This is a genomic window from Lentzea sp. NEAU-D7 (assembly GCF_026242055.1).
GTDB lineage: Bacteria > Actinomycetota > Actinomycetes > Mycobacteriales > Pseudonocardiaceae > Lentzea.
In genome coordinates this window covers 335,338-354,172 of the sequence record NZ_JAPJDL010000005.1, presented here as the reverse complement: position 1 = coordinate 354,172, position 18,835 = coordinate 335,338, and the positions used below count along the sequence as shown (strand labels likewise).

Genomic DNA, 18,835 nt, shown 5'->3' with positions numbered 1-18,835 from the left:
GCAACACTCGACCCAACCCGGCGCACAGCCGTCTCACACGGCACGGGCATCATGGATGAGATGTCTCCGAGCGCCGGTTGGTTGAGTCGATCCGGTCACATCCGCGACACGCGGATCGTGATGGCCGGTGCTTTCGCGGGCGCCTTCGGCTTGTTGATGTTGTCCGCGTTCACGTCCGTGCTGGCAGGAGGCCCGCTCACCACCAAGCGTGAGCTCGTCAACGCCGCGTACCAGGCCGTCGCGGGCGAGTGCCTCAACTGGGAGAAGGCGGACCTGTCCGACGCGCAGAAGGTCGACTGCTCGGCCGCGCACAAGTTCGAGGTCACCGGCACGGCCGACATCACCGCCGCGTACCCGAAGGAAGCGCCGTTCCCGAACGCCGAGGCCTGGGAGAAGATCGCGCAGGACAACTGCGCCCAGGCGTCGACCACCTACATGGGCGGCAAACTCGACCCGAAGGGCAAGTACGGCGTCAGCACCCTGAACCCGGACGAAGGCCGCTGGTCGAGCGGTTATCGCCAGCTCAGGTGCGGTCTGCAGGTCACCGCCCCGTCCGGCGCCGCCCTGCCGTCGTACGGCAGCGCGAAGACCCAGGACCAGTCCGCCGTCTACGACCCCGGCGTCTGCGTCGCCCTGGCCGAGAACAACAAGGTGGGCGACCCGATCGACTGCGCCAAGCCGCACGCGTTCGAGATCGTCGGAGTCGTGCAGCACCCCGAGGGCCCGTTCATGGCCCTGGAGGCGCAGGACTCCGTGATGTCCGAGAAGTGCGCGGCCATCGCCGCCGAGTACACCGGCGGCGCCGACCTGAAGGCCAAGAACCTGCTGGTCACGTGGGACACGCGCGCCGAGGAGAGCTGGGCCGTCGGCTCCCGCAAGGCCAACTGCAAGATCGGCGCGGTACCCCAGGGCAACAACCTCGTGGCGTGGGAGGGCAGCGTCCGCAACCCCAACGGCGCGCCGCTGACCACCGCGAACCCGCCGCAGACGACGTCGGTCAAGGCCCAGGACGAGCCCACCGGCGCCCCGCTGCACTCCGAGTCGGGCAAGCCGCCGTCGGAGTCCGGCAAGCCCTCGGAGTCAGGCAAGCCCGACAAGCCCTCCTCCAGCCCGCCCCCGTCGAGCACCGAGAACCGATGACCGTCGAGATGACCAGGGCTCGTTTCGACGAGCTGGTCGAAGAGGCACTGGACCTGGTCCCGCCCGGCTTCACGCACGCGATGAACAACGTCGTGGTGCTGGTCGAGGACCGCAACCCCGAGGAGCCCTCGCTTCTCGGGCTCTACCAGGGCATCGCGCTGACCGAGCGCAACTCCGACTACGGCGGCACGCTGCCCGACCACATCTTCATCTACCGCGAGGCGATCCTCGACATCTGCGACACCGAGGAGGACGTGGTCGAGGAGGTCATCATCACCGTGGTGCACGAGATCGCGCACCACTTCGGGGTGGACGACGCCAAGCTGCACGAACTGGGCTGGGGCTGAGGCCCCTCCCCCGCGCGGGTGAGGCGGGCTAGATCTCCACGCCCGCCCAGGACCGGCACACCCAGCCGTCGCCCTCGGCCTCCAGCACCACGACGCCGGTGTTCGGCAGCAGGTTCTCGGCCAGCTCCACCGGCACGTTCGACGCGAGAGCCAGCGCGCCCATCCGCCCGGCGCCTCCGTGCGTCACGACCATGACGGTCCCGTCGGCCCGGATGGTCGAGATGGCGCCGAGGAACCGGTCCAGCACCTGCTGACCGGTCTCGCCGCCGCCGGGGAACGCCACGTGCAGGGCGCCTTCCGCCCACGCGATGACGGTGTCGAGGTAGGCCTTGTAGGCCTCGGTGTCGTTGCGGCCTTCGAGTGAGCCGACCTGGATCTCCTCGATGCCCTCCAGGATCTGGACGGGCAGGCCGAAGCGTTCGGCGGTCGGGGCGGCGGTCTGCTGGGCGCGCAGGCCGATGCTCGCGTAGACGGCGGTGATGTTCTCGCCGGCGAGGGAGTCGGCCAGTTCGCGGGCCTGCTTGAGGCCCAGGTCGGTGAGCGGGGGTCCCGGCATGGCCGTGTCCAGCTTGCGTTCGATGTTCGACGCCGTCTCACCGTGCCTGACCAGCAGCAACCTCACCCGCGCTCGCCCTTTCTGACAGCATCGACCCAGGAGGCGGCTGCGGCGAACTCGGCGTTGTGAGCCTCGACGGGCTCGTGGTCGGCCTTCGGGAAGGACCCGAGGAACCGGATCTCGCGCGAGTGTCGGTGCAGCGCGGCCAGCGCGTCACCGATCCTCGGCTCTGCGATGTGCCCCTCGACGTCGATGTAGAAGCGGTACGTCCCCAGTTTGCCCTTCTGGGGGCGCGATTCGAGGCCTGTGAGATTGATGCCACGCAACGCCAGCTCGGTGAGCAGTTCGGACAGCACGCCGACGCGGTTCGGGGTGGTCACGACGACGCTCGTGCGGTCTGCGCCGGTCGGCTCAGGAAGCTGGCCCGGACGGCGCAGCAGCAGGAACCTCGTGCGCGCGTCGGGCACGTCCAGCACGTCGGTGGCGTACTCGTCCAGCTCGTAGTGGTTGACGGCGACGGGGGCCGAGACGGCCGCGTCGAACTCGCCGCGCTCGACGGCGGCAGCGGCGGCCGCGGTCGACGAGGTGGCGATCGCGGTGGCGCCGGGCAGCGTGGCGGCGATCCACTCGCGGACCTGGGCCAGCGCGTGCGGGTGCGAGGCGATGGTGCGGATCTCGGTGGTCCCGGGCCGGACCAGGACGCTGAACTTGACGTCCAGCACCGTCTCGGCCACGGCGACGACCGGCTCGTCGCGCACGAGGACGTCGAGCGTCACCGGCACGGCGCCCTCGACGGAGTTCTCGATCGGCACGCACGCGAGGTCGGCCGAACCGTCGCGCACGGCGGCGACGGCGAGCGGGATCGTCTCGAACGGAACGAGTTCACCCTCGAACCGCGACGCGGCCTGCTCGGTGAAGGTCCCCTGTGGTCCGAAGTACGCAATGCGAGGCACCCGCACACAGTAGAGGCGCGAATCACGCCTGTGTCGGGGGCCAATCCTGGGTTCCGCCGGGACCGTTCGAACTGGAATGCTTGGGGCGTGCCCGCTCTAGCGCCAGAACTCGTGTTGTGCGCGGTCGACGAACCGATGGCGAACGCCTGGCTCGCCGTCGCGGACGGCCGCGACGGGGTGCGGGTGCACCGCGGGTCCGTTCTGGACATCCACGCGCAGGCCATCGTCAGCCCGGCGAACTCGCAGGGCTGGATGCGCGGTGGCATCGACGCCGTCTACGCCACGGCCTTCCCCCAGGTCGAGAACAACGTCCGCAGCGCCGTTCTGGCGCTGCACGGCGGTGAGCTCCCGGTCGGCGAGGCGCAGATCGTGGCGACCGGCGAGACCGAGCCGGCGTGGCTCATCAGCGCTCCGACGATGCGCCGGCCCGGCGAACGGCTGCCGGTCGACACCGTCCACCCGTACCTCGCCGCACGGGCCGTGCTGATGCTCTGGCTCACCGGTCGCCTGGAGGACGGCACGCTCGTGCGCGACGCCGTCCGCACCATCGCGATGCCGGGACTCGGCACCGGGGTGGGGGGCGTCGCACCGTCCACGTGCGCCCACCAGGTCGCCGCCGCGTGGGACGAGGCGTTCAACCCGTTGCACGTCTAGTTGTGCACAAGGGTTGTGCACAACCCTGTGGACAGAGCTGTGGACACCTGTGGACTACTGCCGTGGCGCGACCCATCGTTCCAGGTCGAGCTCATCTGTGATGGGGATGCCGAACTCCCCGACCGCGGGGATCTCGGGCTTGAGCTTGCGCGCTTCGCGCACCGCGTCCGGTCTCAACGCCACCAGCTTGAAGCCGCGGCGCTGGTAGAAGCGGATCGCGTCGAGGTTGTCGTTGGTGGTCGTCAGGCGCACCCGGTTGCATCCGAGCGTGCGCGCCTGGCGGACCGTGGCGTCGACCAGCGCGGTACCGACGCCACGGCCCCGCCGAAGTGCGTCGATCGTGACGATCTCCAGCTGGTTGTTCGCCACCGCGTAGGTCAGCAGCCCCAGCACCTGGCCCTGCTTCTCCACGAGGAAGCCCGGCAGACTCGCCGGGAAGAACACCTCGCCGTGCGCTACGGCGGTGTGCGCGCCCCATAGCTCGAGAACCAGTCGGGCGACAACTATGCGATCTGCTTCCTCGACCGGTCGTACCGAGCCTTCTGCCATGACAAGAACTGTGCCAATTCGAGTCACACTCAGGAACAGCCATTCGACGTACGGTGGATTCGTGCCAGTGCGCGTTTTGTTGGTTGATGATCACGAAGTGGTGCGCAGAGGACTGCGCGAGATGCTCGACGACGAGGAGGACATCTCGGTCGTCGCCGAGGCCGGTTCCGTCGACGAGGCGGTGACGCGGGCTCGGAAGATCCCGCCCGACGTGGCGGTGGTCGACGTCCAGCTGCCGGACGGCAGCGGCGTCGACCTGTGCCGGTCGTTGCGGGACCTCGGCATTCGTTGCCTCGTGCTGACCGCGTTCGACGACGAGGAAGCGCTCGTCGGCGCGATCATGGCCGGGGCGTCGGGGTATCTGCTCAAGCAGGTTCGGGGACAGGACGTCGTCACGGCCGTGCGCGAGGTCGCAGCTGGACGGTCCCTTCTGGACCCCGCCACCACAAGCCGAGTACTCGAACGGATGCGCAATCCGACCCCGATCGGCCTCACCGACCAGGAACAGCGCGTGCTCGAACTCATCGGTGAGGGCCTCACCAACCGCCAAATCGGTGAACGCCTCTTCCTCGCGGAGAAGACCGTCAAGAACTACGTGACGTCCGTGCTTTCCAAACTCGGCATGGAACGGCGGACGCAGGCCGCCGCCTGGGTGGCTAAACGGGGACGGACCAGGTGAGCGTCGTCCCGTTCGGCGAACTCACCACGCGGAAATCGCCGCTCGCGGACTTCGCCCGTTCGGCGAGGTGCCGCAGCCCGCGCTGAGTCACGCCGGACGGGATGCCGCAGCCGTTGTCGGCGACGCGCAGCAGCAGGTGCTTCTCATCGCGCCGTACGTCGATCTGGACGTTGGTCGCGCCTGAGTGCCGCACGACGTTCGACAACGCCTCGCGCAACGCAGCCCGCGCGTCGTCGGCGTGCTTGCGCGGCACGTTCGCCAGGTCGCCGGCCACGTGCAGGCGCGGCGCGAAGCCGAGCAGCTCGCCGGCCGTGCGGACCTCGGCCCTGATCGAGTCGTGCAGGTCGGCGGAGTCGGCCGGGTCGGTGTTGCGCAGCTCGCGGACGGTCGCGCGGACCTCGGCGATCGTCTCGTCGACCAGGTCGACGGCCTCGTTGATCCGGGCGCGCTGCGAGTTGTCGAGGTTCTTGCCCAGGCGTCGTTCGAGCAGGCTGAGCTGCACGCCTGCGCCGTAGAGCCGTTGGATGATCACGTCGTGCAGGTCGCGGGCGATGCGCTCGCGCTCTTCGTAGACCGCGACGCGCTGCCGTGCCGTGAAGCCCTCGGAGAGCACGACCGCGAGGCCCGCCTGGGCCGCGAACGCCGTCAGCACGTCCACCGTCTCCTGCGTGAACGGCGCTTTGTCCCGGCGGCGGTAGACCGCCAGGGCGCCGATCTTGCGGTCCGAGGTGCCGAACGGCGCCACCGCGAACGGTCCGTAGACGCGCAACGGCTGTGGCACGTACGGGGCCGTGCGCGGGTCGTTCGTGACGTCGTCGGCCATCACCGGGACGCCCGTGCGCGCGGCCTTGGCGGCGGCACTGCGCGGGCTCAGCGTCGCGACGACCGGCTCGCCGCTGGAGGCCTCCACCGTCAGCGTGCCGTCGTCGTCCTCCGTGGCGAGCATGGCGAGGCCGAGGTCGGCGTCCGCGATCTCCGCGGCCGCCTCCACCACGAGCCGCAGCACGTTCTCCGGGTCTTCCAGCGCCGCCGAGGTGATCTCGGTGGACGCGACGAGCACACGCCGCGCCAGAGAGGGGTCCATGGCTCTCAACGGTATGCGGGCGTGCCGAGGTCCAGCACCAGGTCCGCCCTCGCCGCCTCGTCCGGGCGGTGCGTGATGTGCAGGACCGTCCTGCCGTCCTGCCTGAGCTGCTCCAGGAGCTTGCGCGCGGTCGGCTCGTCCAGGTGCGCGGTGGGCTCGTCGAGCAGCACCACGTCGGCGTCGTGCAGCAACGCCCGCGCCAGGGCCAGCCGTTGCGCCTCGCCGCCCGACACCTGGTCCGGCCTGATCATCGTGTCGAGCCGGTCGGCCCACTCCGGCAGGCACGCCTTGCGCAGCGCCTCCCGCAACGCCTCGTCGTCGTGCTGGCCCGACATCCGCAGGTTCTCCCGGACGGTCGTGCTGACCAGCATCGGCTCCTGCGGGCACCAGGTGGCGCGCGGCAGCTCGACGATCCCCCGCTCCGGCTGCAGGAAGCCCAGGAGCAACGCGAACAGCGTCGACTTGCCGCTGCCCGACGGTCCCACGATCGCGACGTGCGTGCCGGGTTCGATGTTGAGGTGCAGGTCCCGCAGCGTCGGCTCGGTCGCGCCGGGCCAGCGGACGTCGACGTTCTCCAGCCTGATCCGCTTGCCGCGCGGCTGTTCGGGACGGTCCGGAGCGTCGAACTGCAGCCGCGCGCTCGCCTCCCGCAACGCCCTGCGCTGCTGGGCCGCGAGCGGCAGGGTGGCCAGCGGTTCGGCGAGCGCGAGCGGCACCAGACCCAGCACCGGGTTGCCGCTCGTGGCGCAGATCAGGGCCGCCGCACCGGTCGCGAGCAGGATGATCGCCGTGGCCGCGCCCGTGCCGAACGCTTGCCGGCGGGTCTGACCGGCCAGCTCGACGTCCTCGGCGTGCAGCTGTGCCAGCACGCGGTGGTGGGCGTCGTGCGCGATGAGGTCCGGTGCCGCGGCGAGGGCGTTGATCGTGTCGCGGGCGACCTTGCGGCGGCCCCTGGCGAGCTTCGTGCTGGCCCGCCGCTCGGTCCACACGGCGACGGCCGGTGCCGTCAGGCCGGCCACGAGCAGCAGCCCGCCCAGCGTCAGCGCGGCACCCAGGTCGATGAACGCGAACAGGATCGTGGTCGCGACGCCCGCGCCTATGGCCACGATCGGCGGCACCAGCACGCGCGGCACCAGGTCGCGAACCGTGTCGGTGTCCTCCACGAGCCGCTGCAGCCCGTCGCGCCGTTGGGTCCGCACGAGCCGCAACCACAGCTCGGCACGGAGCTTGTTCGCGAGCCGGAACGTCTCGTCGTGGGTGACCAGGCGCTCGAGGTACCGCAGCACGCCCTTGCTCAGCGCGAACGTCCGCACGCCCACGACCAGCACCGTCAGCGTCAGGATCGGCGGCATCTCGGCGGCGCGGGCGATCAGGTGGGCCGCCAGGGCGGTCAGCGCGATGCCGGCGACGGCCGCGAGGACGCCCAGCCCGGCGCCCTTCCACGGGATCGGCAGGCGCTTCGGGCGTTCGGCCTGCGTCTCCTCGGTGACGACCCTCGCGAACGTCTCGTCCTCGGTCGTCTCCTTGTCGCGGTGCGAGGCGAGGACGACCGCGGCCGTGGCGCTGGCCCGCTTGATCGCTTTGTCGACTTTGCGACTTGTCACCGGGTCGAGGTGCGCGGTCGGTTCGTCGAGGAGCAGCACCGTCGCGCCGTGACGAACCCTCAGCAGGGCACGCGCGACCGCGACGCGTTGGCGCTCTCCGGTCGAGAGGTCGGTGATCTGGCGGTCGAGCAGGTGCACGGCCGCGACCTCGTCGGCGACCTGCTCGACGTCCTCGGCGCCGGGAACGGTGAGTTCCAGCTCGGCGCGGGGCGTGGCGGCGGCGAACGCGGGCTTCTGCGGCACGTACGCGATGTCGCCGGCCACGAACGCGGTGCCGTCCGTCGGCTCCACGAAGCCCAGCAGCACCTGGAACGTCGTCGACTTGCCGGCGCCGCTCGCGCCTTCGAGCCGATGAACCTGCCCCGGCCTGACGTCGAAGCTGACGCCGTCGGGAGCGAAGCCGCCGCGCCGGAGCACGCGCAGGTTGTCCACGTGGACAGAGCCGCCGGGGAGCCGCGGCCGGGCCTTGTCCTCGTGCTCGACCACCTCGGCCACGCGGCGGACCGCTTCCAGGCCGTCCTCGCTGGCGTGGTGAGCGGCACCGGCCGCGCGCAGCGGCAGGTAGCACTCGGGCGCCAGGATCAGCACGACCAGCGCGGTCATCAGCGTCATGTCGCCGTGCACGAGCCGGATGCCGACGCCGACCGCGATCAGTGCGACCGACAGCGACGCGGCGATCTCCAGCACCAACGCGCTCAGGAACGCGATCCGCAGCGTGCCCATCGTGGCCTTGCGGTGCTGTTCGCCGATCTGCCTGACCGCACCGGCCTGCTGCTCGGCGCGGCCGAAGACGGTCAGGACCGGGAGGGCGCGGAGCAGTTCGAGGAGCTGGGCGCTCAACAGCTCCGTGACGTCGGCGGCCTTCTTGACGCGCTTCTCGGTGTACCAGCCGATCAGCGCGGCGAAGACCGGGATCAGCGGCACGGTGACCGCGATCAGCACGGCCGAGGGCCAGTCGGTGAAGAGGATCCACGCTCCGGCCAGCGGCGGCACGATCACGGCCGTGACCAGCGCGGGCAGGTAGCGGGTGAAGTAGGCGTCGAGCGCGTCGAGGCCCTTGGTCGCGAGCACCGACAGCTCGGCGGTGCCGCGGTCGGCGATCCAGCCGGGACCGCGTTCGAACGACTTGGCCAGCAACTGCGTCCGCAGTTCCTCCTTCGCGCCGGCGGCGGCACGGGCGGCGGCGGACTCCGTCGCCCACGACAGACCGGCTCGCGCCAGGATCGCCACGGCCAGCAGCGGAAGACCTTCACGGGTCGTGATGACCGACGCCAGCGCGACGGCCTGGGCGACGAGCGCCAGGGCGTTGAGGAACGCCAGCGCGCCCACCCCGACGAGGGCGCGCCTGGCACTCCTGGAGAGCTGGGGCAGTGCGCCCAGCGGGCCTCGCCTCATCAGTGCGCTGCCGGGATGTGCTGGACGCCGATGCGCTTGCGGAACACCCAGTAGGTCCAGCCCTGGTAGATCAGCACGGCGGGTGTGCCGAACGCCGCCACCCACGTCATGACCATCAGCGTGTACGGGCTGGACGCCGCTCCCGCGACGGTGAGCGAGTACGCGGGGTCGAGCGTCGAGGGCAGGACGTTCGGGTAGAGCGAGGCGAACAGGACCGTCACGGTCGCGGCGACGGCGAGGCCCATGAACGCGAACGCCTGTCCCTCCCGGCCCACCCAGAGCCGCCACAACGCGAGCCCGGCGAACACGAGCACCGGCAACGCCCACACACCCGCGACGTGGAGGAGCAGTGCCACCAGCGGCAGCAACGCGATCGGCGAGATCTTCAACGCCGTCCGGCGCGCGCGCTCGCGGATCTCGCCCTCGGTCTTGAGCGCCACGAAGATCGCACCGTGCACCAGCGCGTAGCCGGCGATCGCCAGCGCGCCGAGCAGCGTCTCCAGCCGGATCGCCGCGAAGGGCGACCCGACCCGGTCACCGGCGGCGTCGATCGGCAACCCGGTCACCGTGGTCGCGATGATCAGGCCGACGCCCAGCGCGGCCACCCACGACCCGACGAAGATGACCGCGTCCCACACCTTGCGCCAGCGCTCCGAGTCCACCTTGCCGCGGTACTCGAACGCGACGCCGCGGCCGATCAGCGCCACCAGGAACAGGGTGAGCGGCAGGTACGCGGCGCTGAAGAGCGCCGCATACCAACCGGGGAACGCCGCGAACGTGGCACCGCCCGCGACGAGGAGCCACACCTCGTTGCCGTCCCACACGGGACCGATGGTGTTGATCATCACCCGGCGCTCGGTGTTGTCCCGCCCGAGGAAGGGCAGCAGCATGCCGACGCCGAAGTCGAAGCCTTCGAGGAACAGGTAGCCCAGCCACAGCAGGGCGATCAGGCAGAACCAGAGCGTTTCCACAGCTTCTCCCCTAGTACGCGAACGCCAGCGCGCCGTCGTCGGTCTTCGCGGGCATGACCCCGGCGACACCACCGCGGACGTACTTGCGGATCAGGTAGACCTCGACGCAGGCCAGCAGTCCGTAGACCGTGGTGAGCGCGATCAGCGAGGTGAGGATCTCGCCGGGTGTCGACGCCGACACGGCCTGCGCGGTGAACATCCAGACACCGTCCACACCGGACGGGTTGGGCACGACCACGAACGGCTGCCGCCCCATCTCGGTGAAGATCCAGCCGAAGCTGTTGGCGAGGAACGGCGTCGCGATGCCGGCGAGCGCGGTGACCGGGAACCACCTGCCCCGCGGCACGCGACCGCCCCGCGTGAGCCAGAGCATCAGCAGGCCGAGCCCCGCCGAGATCGCGCCGAAGCCGATCATCAGCCGGAAGCCCCAGTACGTCACCGGAAGAGCGGGCACGTAGTCGATCGGCTTGCCGCTGAGCTCGCCCAGCCGCGGGTCGACCGGGTAGTTCGTGCCGTACTTCTCCTGGTACATCGGGACCAGGTCCTGGATGCCCTTCACCTCGCTGCTGAAGTCGTTGTGCGCCAGGAAGCTCAGCAGTGCGGGCACCGTGATGCTCTTGACGTTCTCGCAGTCCGGCCTGGTGACGTCGCCGATCGCGAAGACCGAGAACGCTGCGGGTTCCTCGGTGTGGCACAGGGCCTCCGCGGCGGCCATCTTCATCGGCTGCTGTTCGAACATCAGCTTGCCCTGGATGTCGCCGCTGATCGCGAGCACTCCGAACGCCACGACACCGACCCAGGTGCCGAGCTTGAGCGAACTGCGCCAGACACCTTCCTCGTCGGACTTCTTCCACAGGTGCCACGCACCGATGCCCACGAGGAAGGTCGCGGCGACCGCGAAGGCTCCCGCGATCGTGTGGGGGAAGGCCGCCAGCGTCGTGTTGTTGGTCAGCACCGCCCAGATCGAGGTGAGGCGCGGACGGCCCTCGTCCATCACGATGCCGACGGGGTGCTGCATCCACGAGTTGGCGGCGAGGATGAAGTACGCGCTGGCCATCGTGGCGAGGCTGAACGCCCAGGCGCAGGCGAGGTGGACCTTCCTGGGCAGCTTGTCCCAGCCGAAGATCCACAGACCGAGGAACGTCGACTCGACGAAGAAGGCGACCAGGCCCTCCATCGCGAGCGGAGCGCCGAACACGTCACCGACGAACCGCGAGTAGGCGCTCCAGGCCATGCCGAACTGGAACTCCTGCACGATGCCCGTCACGACGCCCATGGCGAAGTTGATCAGGAGGAGCTTCCCCCAGAACTTCGTCATCTTGTAGTAGCGCTCGTTGCCCGTGCGCACCCACGCGGTCTGCATCCCCGCGACGAGCAGGGACAGGCCGATCGTCAGCGGCACCATCAGAAAGTGGTAGACGGTGGTGATGCCGAACTGCCACCGCGCGAGTTCGAGTACTTCCACGTCTTCGAGCGTAGGTGTGGATCATGGCCGCCATCAGGTACTACGGTCCCGTCCACCCTCGGGACCAAGGTCCCGTGCGCGAAGTCACGCCTTGTGGGTGACATGCGTCGGATACGATGTGTGCGCCAGAGGGGAGTAGTTCCCACCGGAGCTCGCAGCCGGTGGCGTGGAGATCGACATACTGATCCGCCTTCGAGTGGATCCGGTCCCACACCCGATGTTCATGTCGGGCGAACGAGACCTCCGGCCGGGTTGCAGCATGCCCGGTCGGGGTCTGTCGCGCCTCCGTCCGGGTTCGTATTCGGACGTGGAGGACCTCGTGGCCACTTCATTGCTCGCGTTCATCACCGCCTTCGCGGTGGTGTTCCTCGTCGAGCTCCCGGACAAGACCATGGTCGCCACCCTGGTGCTGACCACGCGTTATCGCGCCTGGCCGGTGTTCGTCGGCGTCGTCGCCGCGTTCGCCGTGCAGAGCGTGGTGGCCGCCGCGTTCGGATCCGCCATCACCCTGCTGCCCGACCGCGTCGTGGCCGGCGTGGTGGCCGTGCTCTTCGGCGTGGGCGCGTTCATGCTGCTCCGGGAGGGCTTCTCCCGTGACGAGGACTCCGCCGACGAGGCAGGACCCAGCGCCGCCGTGCCGTTCTGGCGTGCGGCGCTGACGTCGTTCGGCGTGCTGTTCGCGGCCGAGTGGGGTGACGCCTCGCAGCTCGCGACCGCCGGCATCACCGCCAGGTACGGCGCACCGCTGGCCGTCGGCCTCGGTGCCTGGCTCGCGCTGGTCGCGGTGGCCGGGCTGGCCGTCCTGGTAGGACGCAAGCTCGCCGGGCGGTTGCCGACGCACTGGATCCAGCGGGTGGCCGGGGTGGTCTTCGCGGTGTTCGCCGTGATCGCCGTGACGCAGGTGTTCTAGGAGCTACCAGACCGGCCGGAGGCCCGGCTGGTCCTCGCCGTGCACGTGCTGCAGGTACGCGGCGAGGCCCCGCCTGATGGTGGCGAGCGTGTCCTCACCGATCGCCTCTGCCATCTCGCCTTCGAGGTCCGCCCACAGGTTGTCCGCGAACTTCAGGTAGTCGCGGCCCTTCGTGGTCAGCGTGACGTACTGGGCGCGCTTGTCCGTCGGGTGCGGCTCCCTCAGGACGTAACCCCAGTCGTCGAGCTCGTTGACGATCTTCGCGGCCGCCTGCTTCGTGACGCCGAGGTGCTGTCCGATGTCGACGGTGGTGGCGCGCTTCTCCTTGAGGAACCGGAAGACGTAGCCGTGCGCTGGCCGGAGCGGTTCGAGGCCGATCTGCCGGAGCCGGTCGTGGAACTGGTCGCCCATGGCGCGGTACGTCATCGCCAGCAGCATCGGCACCGGTTCCATCTCTGGCTTCCCATTTCAGGTAGACAACCTGGTTGACCTTATTCTAAGGTTAGACAACTTGGATGACTACTTTGGAGGTTGTCTTGCTGGTGACCGGAGATTCCGCGGAGCTGTTCGAGTTCGGCGGGTTCGAGTTCAGGCCGCTGGCCGTGCCGTCGCGCGGCAGCGCCGAAATCGCGCTGTGGACCGTCGACGTGCCGGAAGGGGGCGACGGGACGCCTCACCGCGCCTCGAAGGAGGAGGTGTTCTACGTGCTGTCCGGGTCCGTGACGATCCAGGGGCAGACCGCGGGGCCCGGCGACGCGATCGTCGTGCCGCCGAACACCGAGCTGTCGCTGACCGGCGGACCGGCGCGGGTGCTGGTGGCGACGTCGGTGGGCATCACGGGGACGCTGGCGGACGGGCAGACGATCACGCCGCCCTGGTCGCTCTAGCTCGCGGCCGGTCCGGCTCGCGGTCGGTCCGGCTCGCGCTAGTTCGCCGGGGAGCCTTCCTCGCGCGGAGGCTCCGGAGTGGTGTCCGGGACCTCTTCGCGCAGGTCGTGCGCGATCTTCTTGGCCTCGTCGATGAGGTGCTGCGTCTCGTCGAGGCGGCTTTCGTCCGGCGGGGTGGTGAGGAAGCTTTCGCCCGACGTGGCAGGGCGGTCTTCGCCCGAGGCGACGTGGCGGTCCCCGTCCGAGGCCGCAAGGCCGTCGCCGTCGGACGCGGCGAGATCGTCCTCGCCGGACGCGGCGCGCTGCTCGTCCGACGCGGCCAGGCCGTCTTCGTCCGGAGCAGCGAGGCGGTCGTCGCCGGACGCGGCGGGGCGCTCTTCGTCAGGTGCGATGAGGCGGCCCTCGTCCGAGGCTGCGAGGCGGTGTTCTTCCGGTGCGGTCACGCCTCTGGGATCGGCGGATCCGGCGGTCGTGAAACTCCGGCCATCAAGCCGCGGACGTGGGCGGCGAGGCGTTCGGCGATCTCCAGGTCCCACTCGTCGTCGGCGGCCGGCTGAGGGGTCTCGCCCGCGACGACGCGTTCGCCGAGCAGGCGGCGCTCGGCCGGCGTGAAGTCGGTGATGGCCCGGCGGAGCAGGGGCAGGGCGTCGTCGAACGCCTCGCCGCGCAGGCCGCTCAGCCACTCGTCGATGAGGCCGAAGAGGCGCGGGTCCGCCGCCAGGAGGGTCGCCGAGCCGCGCAGGAACCCTGCCACGAACGCGGTCGCAACCGAGCGGTGCAGGCGGGCGGCCACGTCGTCGCTGGTCAGTTCGCCGGCTTCCCAGAGCAGGCGGGTGGCCCTGCCCGTCGGGAGGCCGTGGGCTTCCGCCTTGACGAGGGCGTGCAGGGCTCGCCACCAGGTCTTCTGGTGGTCGTCGTCGGCTGCCAGGCGGGTGGCCTCGTGGGCGCCGTCCACGACCTGCAGCGCGTGCTCCGCCGTTTCGTCGTCGACGTTGCGGCAGGCGATCGGGAGGCCCACGGCTCCTCGGGTGAGCAGGCCGTGCAGGGCCACCCGCAGCAGTTCCGGGTCGGTGCCGCGGACCGAGCCGTAGCGGACCGTCCTCGCCAGGTCCGGGAGGGCGGCCAGCAGTTCGAGCGCGTCCGTGGCCATCGCGGCGCAGCGGTCCAGGGCGTTGCGGGCCGCGGCGACGGCCGCGGGGAGCTCGCAGCCGACGGACTTGGTGAGGGCCGCGGCGGCGTCGGCCACGCGCGTCGCGTCCTCGGCGGCCTGGACGAGGACGGTCTCGGCCGCCGTGTGGACGGTGGTGCCGTGGCGGGCGGCCACGGCCACCGACACCGCGAAGACCGGGTCCCAGCGGAGCTGCCAGACCTCGGCGAAGGTGCCGAGGGAGTTGGACCGGTCCGGCTTGCCCCACGGCACGCCCAGGACGTCCAGGCGCTGCAGGAGTTTCGAGCGTTCGCGGTCGGTGTCCTTGCGGAGGTCCAGCTTGAGCTGCTTGGGCTGGACGTCCGCGGGGAGCCGGAGTTTGCGTTGCAGGCGCTGGAGGTCCGCGGCCAGCGGTGAGCGCGGGACTGCCTCGCCCACCTCGCCCAGGCGTTCACCCACGACGAGCTTGCGGTGGACCAGCCGGAGGTGGATCTCCTCGCCTCCGCAGAGGACGGCGAGCGCTGCCTCGTTGACCTCGCTCAGGCCCGCGCTGGGACGTTCCCTCAGTGCGGCAAGGGTTTCCGCGAGCCGGACGGCCTCCACCGCGCTCGCCGTCGACGCCGGAAGATCTTCCTCCCGCAGCACGGCGGCGGCTTTGGCGAACCAGCGCGGGACCACGTCGGCCTGGTGCTGCCAGAGGTGCGCGTACCAGCCCGGGGAGTCGATGCCGGCGCCGTAGCCCGACTCGGCGGCCAGCTGACCGTGGCTCCACGGGACCCAGGTGCCGGAGATCTTGCGGCGGCGCAGGCCCTTGAGCAACGCGGTGTCGGCCGCGACGGTCGGCTTGGCGAGCAGCGCGGGGACGTGCCACGCGCCGCAGACCACGACTATCGGGCCGTCGGTCTCCTTGCGCGCCTTGCGGATCGTCTGGCGCATGAACGCTTCCCGGCGCAGCGTGCGTTCACCCACCTCGCCTTCGAACTCCCCGCGCACGGCGACCATGGCCTCGGCGATGGCGCCCGCGAGTTCGAGCGGGTCCGACGCGCTGTGCTCGACCACGTCCTCCCACCAGCGTTCCGGGTCGTCGAAGCCGGCGGCCTCGGCGAGCAGGCCGATGGGGTCGACGTTGCCGCTCGGGCCGTCGTCACCGATGGACGCCGCGGCCGGCAGGTCGAAGAAGCGCGCTGTGACACCGTTCTCGGCCGCGTACTGGAGCGCCTGCCACTCCGGCGAGAACTCCGCGAACGGCCAGAACGCCGCGCTCTCGGGTTCGGTCTCGTCGTGCAGCAGGATCGCGACCGGGGGCGTCAGGGCGTGGACGTGCTCGAGGAGGGTGTCCGCCTCCGGCGGCCCCTCGATGAGGATGAGCGCAGGGCTCGTCTGCTCCAGGGCCCGCTTGACCATCCGGGCGGAGCCGGGGCCGTGGTGCCGGATGCCCAGGAGGACCGGCTCAGTCACCGCTGGCGTCCAGGCAGGCCCGGTAGAGGTCACGCCACTCCGCGCGTTCCTTGAGCACCGTCTCCAGGTACTCCTGCCAGACCGTCGCGTCCGACACCCGGTCCTTGATCACGGACCCGATGAGCCCGCTCGCCAGCTCGTCCGCGCCCAGCGTGCCGTCGCCGAAGTGGCCGGCGAGCGCCATCCCGTTCGCGATGACCGAGATCGCCTCGGCGGTGGACAGGCTGCCGCTCGGCTTCTTCAGCTGCGTCCGGCCGTCCACGGTGGAGCCGTTGCGCAGCTCGCGGAAGATCCGCACGACGCGGCGCACCTCGTCGAGCGCGGGCGGTTCGGCGGGTAGCTGGAGGGCCTTGCCGAGCTGCTGGGCCCGGGTGACGACGATCTCGACCTCGGCGTCCTCGGTCGCGGGCGGCGGCAGCACGACGGTGTTGAAGCGCCGTGCGAGCGCCGACGACATCTGGTTCACACCTCGGTCGCGGTCGTTGGCCGTCGCGATGACGGTGAAGCCGGGGACGGCCTGGATCTGCGTGTTCAGCTCCGGCACCGGCAGCGACTTCTCGCTGAGGACGGTGATGAACGAGTCCTGCACCTCGGACGGCATGCGGGTGAGTTCCTCGACCCGGACGACCGCCCCCTGGCGCATGCCCATCATGACCGGGCTCGGCACGAGGGCGTTCTCGCTGGGACCTTCGGCGATGAGGCGGGCGTAGTTCCAGCCGTAGCGGACCTGGTCCTCGCTCGTGCCGGCCGTCCCCTGGACCACCAGCGTCGAGTTGCCGCTGATCGCCGCCGCGAGGTGCTCGGACAGCCACGACTTGGCCGTGCCGGGCACACCGACGAGCAGCAGCGCCCGGTCCGTGACGAGCGTGCCCACCGCGACCTCGACGAGCCGGCGCGAGCCCACGTACTTCGGCGAGATCACGGTGCCGTCGGCGAGTGTGCCGCCCAGGACGTAGGTGACCACGGCCCGCGGGGAGAGGCGCCAGTTGGGTGGCCGCTCGCGGTCGTCCTGGGCCGCGACGGCTTCGAGCTCGGCGGCGTACTGCTGTTCGGCCGTCGGCCTGAGCACGGCGGTCACTGGGCCTCCTGGGGCGGTGCTGGTGCGAACGATTCGCGCAGGCGGATGCGGAGCCGGAGGACCTCCAGTTCCAGGGAGTTCTCCGGCCAGCGACGGGTCAGAGCCTCCCAGCTCGCGCCGAGCAGGTCCGCGTCACCCCGCGCGAGCAGCACGGCGGGCGGACGCCCCGACCTCCAGCGCGGATCGGGCAGCGCGGCGTACCGGTGCAGGAGCGCGCGGGTGGTCTCCGGCGACCACGGGGCGGGCAGCTGGGCGCAGGCGTGGTCGAGCAGGTCGTAGTGCCAGCCCTTCGACACCGCCACGACCGCCTGCTCGGCGACCGCGGCGGGCAACGCGGCCAGCATCTCGAGCTGCTCCATGCCGGTCAGCGTCTCGGCGGCGGCAACGGCCCACGGACGGGGATCCTTGGCCGCGGCGAGCTGGTCGGCGATGCCCCGCAGCAACGCGCCGGCCCACGGCCCCCTCCGCACGATGTCGGCGGCCTTGGCGTCGTCGGCCTTGAGCGTCGCCGTCCAGTACGACGGCGGAACACTCGCGGCCGCGGCCCGGATCCGACCGGCCACACCCTTCTCGGAGCCGTCGCGCATGAGGTCGCGCAGCTCGGCCGCGTCGGGCTGCCCGGTCCAGAGCTCGTCGGGCCGGACGTCGAGCCCGTCCGCGGTCAGGCGGAGCCCGTGGCGCAGGCGGTGTGCCGCACGAGCGGCGAGGCGCGTGCGCCCGAGGTTGCGCAGGAGGCGGAGCGCCTCGTCGTGGACGGCCGCCGCCTTGTCGTCGAGCGCGGCCTCCAGGAGCTGCTCGTCCTGCGGCCCCAGCCCGGTCTCCAGCGCGCTGATCAGCACCTGCCGGTCGGCCGAACGGCGCGACTCCCCGAACTCCCGCGCGACGAACGCACCGACCCCGGCCGGGTCCACCTTGCGCTTGCGGCGCAGCGCGCGGACCCGCTGGGCGCTGGGCAGGTCGAGGATCTCCTCGAGCGGCACCTCGTCCACCAGCGGGGCGGCGCCGCTCGCCCAGGACCAGCCGGGCCGGGTGTCCGCGAGCCAGCGGCCCCTCGTGCCGAGAACCTCGACCACCGCGGCCCGCAGCCCCGGACGAGCCGTGCCGAGGGCGAGCAGGGAGGGCAGCATCCGGTGCTCCGCCACGACACCGTTGGCCTTGGCGAGAGCACACCACTCGGTGAGCAGGACCTCGTCGTCGAGGCTCATGATCGCTTCCAGGACCGCCCTGGCGGCAGGCCTGGGGAGGGCGGCGGACTCGGGCGGGGCGAGCGGCAGCGGGTCGGTGGTGGCCTCCTGCGGGAGCGTCGCACCGAACGCGGCCACGCCGAGGGCGGCGCAGTCCGCCAGCAGGGTCGCCGTGTCGCCGCCGCCTCTCGTGGTGCCGATGAGGAGGTCTTGGACGGTCTTGGACCACTCGGCCTTCACGCCGCCTCCCAGGTGTCGCGGGGGTGGGCTGGCGCGGCTGGCGCGGGGAGGGAGCGCGTCGGCGGGGCGGCAGCGGTCCGAGCCGACCGCGCGGCCGGAGCCCGGGAGGAGCGCGGCGGCAGGGCGAGCGTGCGGTGCTGCGGGCGGACCGACCCGGCTGAACTGCGAGACGAGCGCGCCGACTCCAACACCACGCGCCCACGAAGGTGGGACGCAGCCGGTGTGGGAAGCAAGTGCGTTGGCGGGGCGACCGCGGTGTGTGCCGTCGTCGCGGCCGGGGTGCGGGAGAGGCGGAGCGGCAGAGCGAGCGTGCGGTGGTGCGGGTCGGCCGACTCGGCTGAGCTGCGGGGCGAGGGAACCGGGTCCAGGCAGGGACGAACCGGTGGCGCGTCCGCGACGCGATGGACGCGAGCCGACGGCACAGGCGACACGCGGCGCACGCGCGCCGACGGCACAACCACCACCCGGCGCGAGCGGACCGCTCGCACAGCCACCACCCAGGCGAGGGCCGTGCAGTCGCGCGCTGCCGCCGGT

18 protein-coding genes are annotated in these 18,835 nt (G+C 71.2%); 6 read left to right on the top strand and 12 right to left on the bottom strand.

Going from position 1 to position 18,835, the window contains the following annotated elements:
- Positions 1-81 precede the first annotated feature (81 nt).
- Together ORI60_RS14130 and ORI60_RS14125 are read left to right on the top strand one after the other, a co-directional pair.
- A complete protein-coding gene (locus ORI60_RS14130) occupies positions 82-1,140 on the top strand; it encodes a septum formation family protein (RefSeq protein ID WP_266036563.1) in 1,059 nt (352 codons plus the stop codon).
- Complete coding sequence (locus tag ORI60_RS14125) at positions 1,137-1,487, top strand: metallopeptidase family protein (protein WP_266036562.1); 351 nt, start codon at positions 1,137-1,139, stop codon at positions 1,485-1,487. The genes ORI60_RS14130 and ORI60_RS14125 overlap by 4 nt, the downstream gene beginning before the upstream one ends.
- 28 nt (positions 1,488-1,515) lie before the next feature.
- On the opposite strand, the gene ORI60_RS14120 is transcribed toward ORI60_RS14125, so the two are convergent.
- Complete coding sequence (locus tag ORI60_RS14120) at positions 1,516-2,109, bottom strand: histidine phosphatase family protein (RefSeq protein WP_266036560.1); 594 nt, start codon at positions 2,107-2,109, stop codon at positions 1,516-1,518.
- The gene (gene pheA, locus ORI60_RS14115) at positions 2,106-2,996 is read right to left on the bottom strand and encodes a prephenate dehydratase (RefSeq protein WP_266036558.1); all 891 of its coding nucleotides are present in this window, start codon (positions 2,994-2,996) and stop codon (positions 2,106-2,108) included. Before pheA ends, ORI60_RS14120 begins: the two co-directional genes overlap by 4 nt.
- Positions 2,997-3,131: 135 nt before the next feature.
- Here pheA and ORI60_RS14110 point away from each other — a divergent pair, with 135 nt between their 5' ends.
- On the top strand, positions 3,132-3,650 hold the full coding sequence (locus tag ORI60_RS14110; protein WP_266036605.1) for a macro domain-containing protein: 519 nt from the start codon (positions 3,132-3,134) through the stop codon (positions 3,648-3,650).
- Between the two features lie 54 nt (positions 3,651-3,704).
- Here the strand turns inward: ORI60_RS14110 and ORI60_RS14105 are convergent, their stop codons facing one another.
- Positions 3,705-4,199: a GNAT family N-acetyltransferase gene (locus ORI60_RS14105; protein ID WP_266036556.1), complete on the bottom strand. Its 495-nt coding sequence runs from the start codon at positions 4,197-4,199 to the stop codon at positions 3,705-3,707.
- 61 nt (positions 4,200-4,260) lie between these two features.
- On the opposite strand from ORI60_RS14105, the gene ORI60_RS14100 reads away from it, so the two are divergent.
- The gene (locus ORI60_RS14100) at positions 4,261-4,878 is read left to right on the top strand and encodes a response regulator (RefSeq protein ID WP_266036554.1); all 618 of its coding nucleotides are present in this window, start codon (positions 4,261-4,263) and stop codon (positions 4,876-4,878) included.
- On the opposite strand, the gene ORI60_RS14095 is transcribed toward ORI60_RS14100, so the two are convergent.
- Genes ORI60_RS14095 through ORI60_RS14075 form a run of 4 tightly spaced genes read right to left on the bottom strand, consistent with a single transcriptional unit; the run spans position 4,856 to position 11,397 of the window.
- Complete coding sequence (locus ORI60_RS14095; RefSeq protein WP_266036552.1) at positions 4,856-5,962, bottom strand: GAF domain-containing sensor histidine kinase; 1,107 nt, start codon at positions 5,960-5,962, stop codon at positions 4,856-4,858. The two genes, ORI60_RS14100 and ORI60_RS14095, sit on opposite strands and share 23 nt — an antisense overlap.
- A 5-nt stretch (positions 5,963-5,967) precedes the next feature.
- Complete coding sequence (gene cydD / locus ORI60_RS44610) at positions 5,968-8,961, bottom strand: thiol reductant ABC exporter subunit CydD (protein ID WP_323055893.1); 2,994 nt, start codon at positions 8,959-8,961, stop codon at positions 5,968-5,970.
- On the bottom strand, positions 8,961-9,932 hold the full coding sequence (gene cydB / locus ORI60_RS14080) for a cytochrome d ubiquinol oxidase subunit II (RefSeq protein WP_266036550.1): 972 nt from the start codon (positions 9,930-9,932) through the stop codon (positions 8,961-8,963). The genes cydD and cydB overlap by 1 nt, the downstream gene beginning before the upstream one ends.
- Before the next feature lie 10 nt (positions 9,933-9,942).
- Entirely contained in the window at positions 9,943-11,397 is a 1,455-nt protein-coding gene (locus ORI60_RS14075) for a cytochrome ubiquinol oxidase subunit I (RefSeq protein ID WP_266036548.1), read from the bottom strand.
- Between the two features lie 331 nt (positions 11,398-11,728).
- Here ORI60_RS14075 and ORI60_RS14070 point away from each other — a divergent pair, with 331 nt between their 5' ends.
- A complete protein-coding gene (locus ORI60_RS14070) occupies positions 11,729-12,307 on the top strand; it encodes a TMEM165/GDT1 family protein (RefSeq protein WP_266036603.1) in 579 nt (192 codons plus the stop codon).
- A gap of 3 nt (positions 12,308-12,310) precedes the next feature.
- Here the strand turns inward: ORI60_RS14070 and ORI60_RS14065 are convergent, their stop codons facing one another.
- Positions 12,311-12,760: a MarR family winged helix-turn-helix transcriptional regulator gene (locus ORI60_RS14065; protein WP_266036546.1), complete on the bottom strand. Its 450-nt coding sequence runs from the start codon at positions 12,758-12,760 to the stop codon at positions 12,311-12,313.
- A gap of 89 nt (positions 12,761-12,849) precedes the next feature.
- On the opposite strand from ORI60_RS14065, the gene ORI60_RS14060 reads away from it, so the two are divergent.
- A complete protein-coding gene (locus tag ORI60_RS14060) occupies positions 12,850-13,194 on the top strand; it encodes a cupin domain-containing protein (RefSeq protein WP_266036544.1) in 345 nt (114 codons plus the stop codon).
- Between the two features lie 38 nt (positions 13,195-13,232).
- Here ORI60_RS14060 and ORI60_RS14055 read toward each other — a convergent pair whose 3' ends face one another.
- From ORI60_RS14055 to ORI60_RS14040, 4 genes are read right to left on the bottom strand one after another with little or no spacing between them, the layout of a single operon-like run.
- On the bottom strand, positions 13,233-13,637 hold the full coding sequence (locus tag ORI60_RS14055) for a hypothetical protein (RefSeq protein WP_266036542.1): 405 nt from the start codon (positions 13,635-13,637) through the stop codon (positions 13,233-13,235).
- Positions 13,634-15,799 carry a DUF5682 family protein gene (locus ORI60_RS14050; protein ID WP_266036540.1) on the bottom strand — a complete coding sequence of 722 codons (2,166 nt, stop codon included), beginning with the start codon at positions 15,797-15,799 and terminating at the stop codon, positions 13,634-13,636. Before ORI60_RS14050 ends, ORI60_RS14055 begins: the two co-directional genes overlap by 4 nt.
- Positions 15,792-16,877 (bottom strand): ATP-binding protein, encoded by a 1,086-nt coding sequence (locus ORI60_RS14045; protein ID WP_266036539.1) that lies wholly within the window; start codon positions 16,875-16,877, stop codon positions 15,792-15,794. The genes ORI60_RS14050 and ORI60_RS14045 overlap by 8 nt, the downstream gene beginning before the upstream one ends.
- On the bottom strand, positions 16,874-18,301 hold the full coding sequence (locus tag ORI60_RS14040; RefSeq protein ID WP_266036537.1) for a DUF5691 domain-containing protein: 1,428 nt from the start codon (positions 18,299-18,301) through the stop codon (positions 16,874-16,876). Before ORI60_RS14040 ends, ORI60_RS14045 begins: the two co-directional genes overlap by 4 nt.
- Between the last annotated feature and the right edge of the window lie 534 nt (positions 18,302-18,835).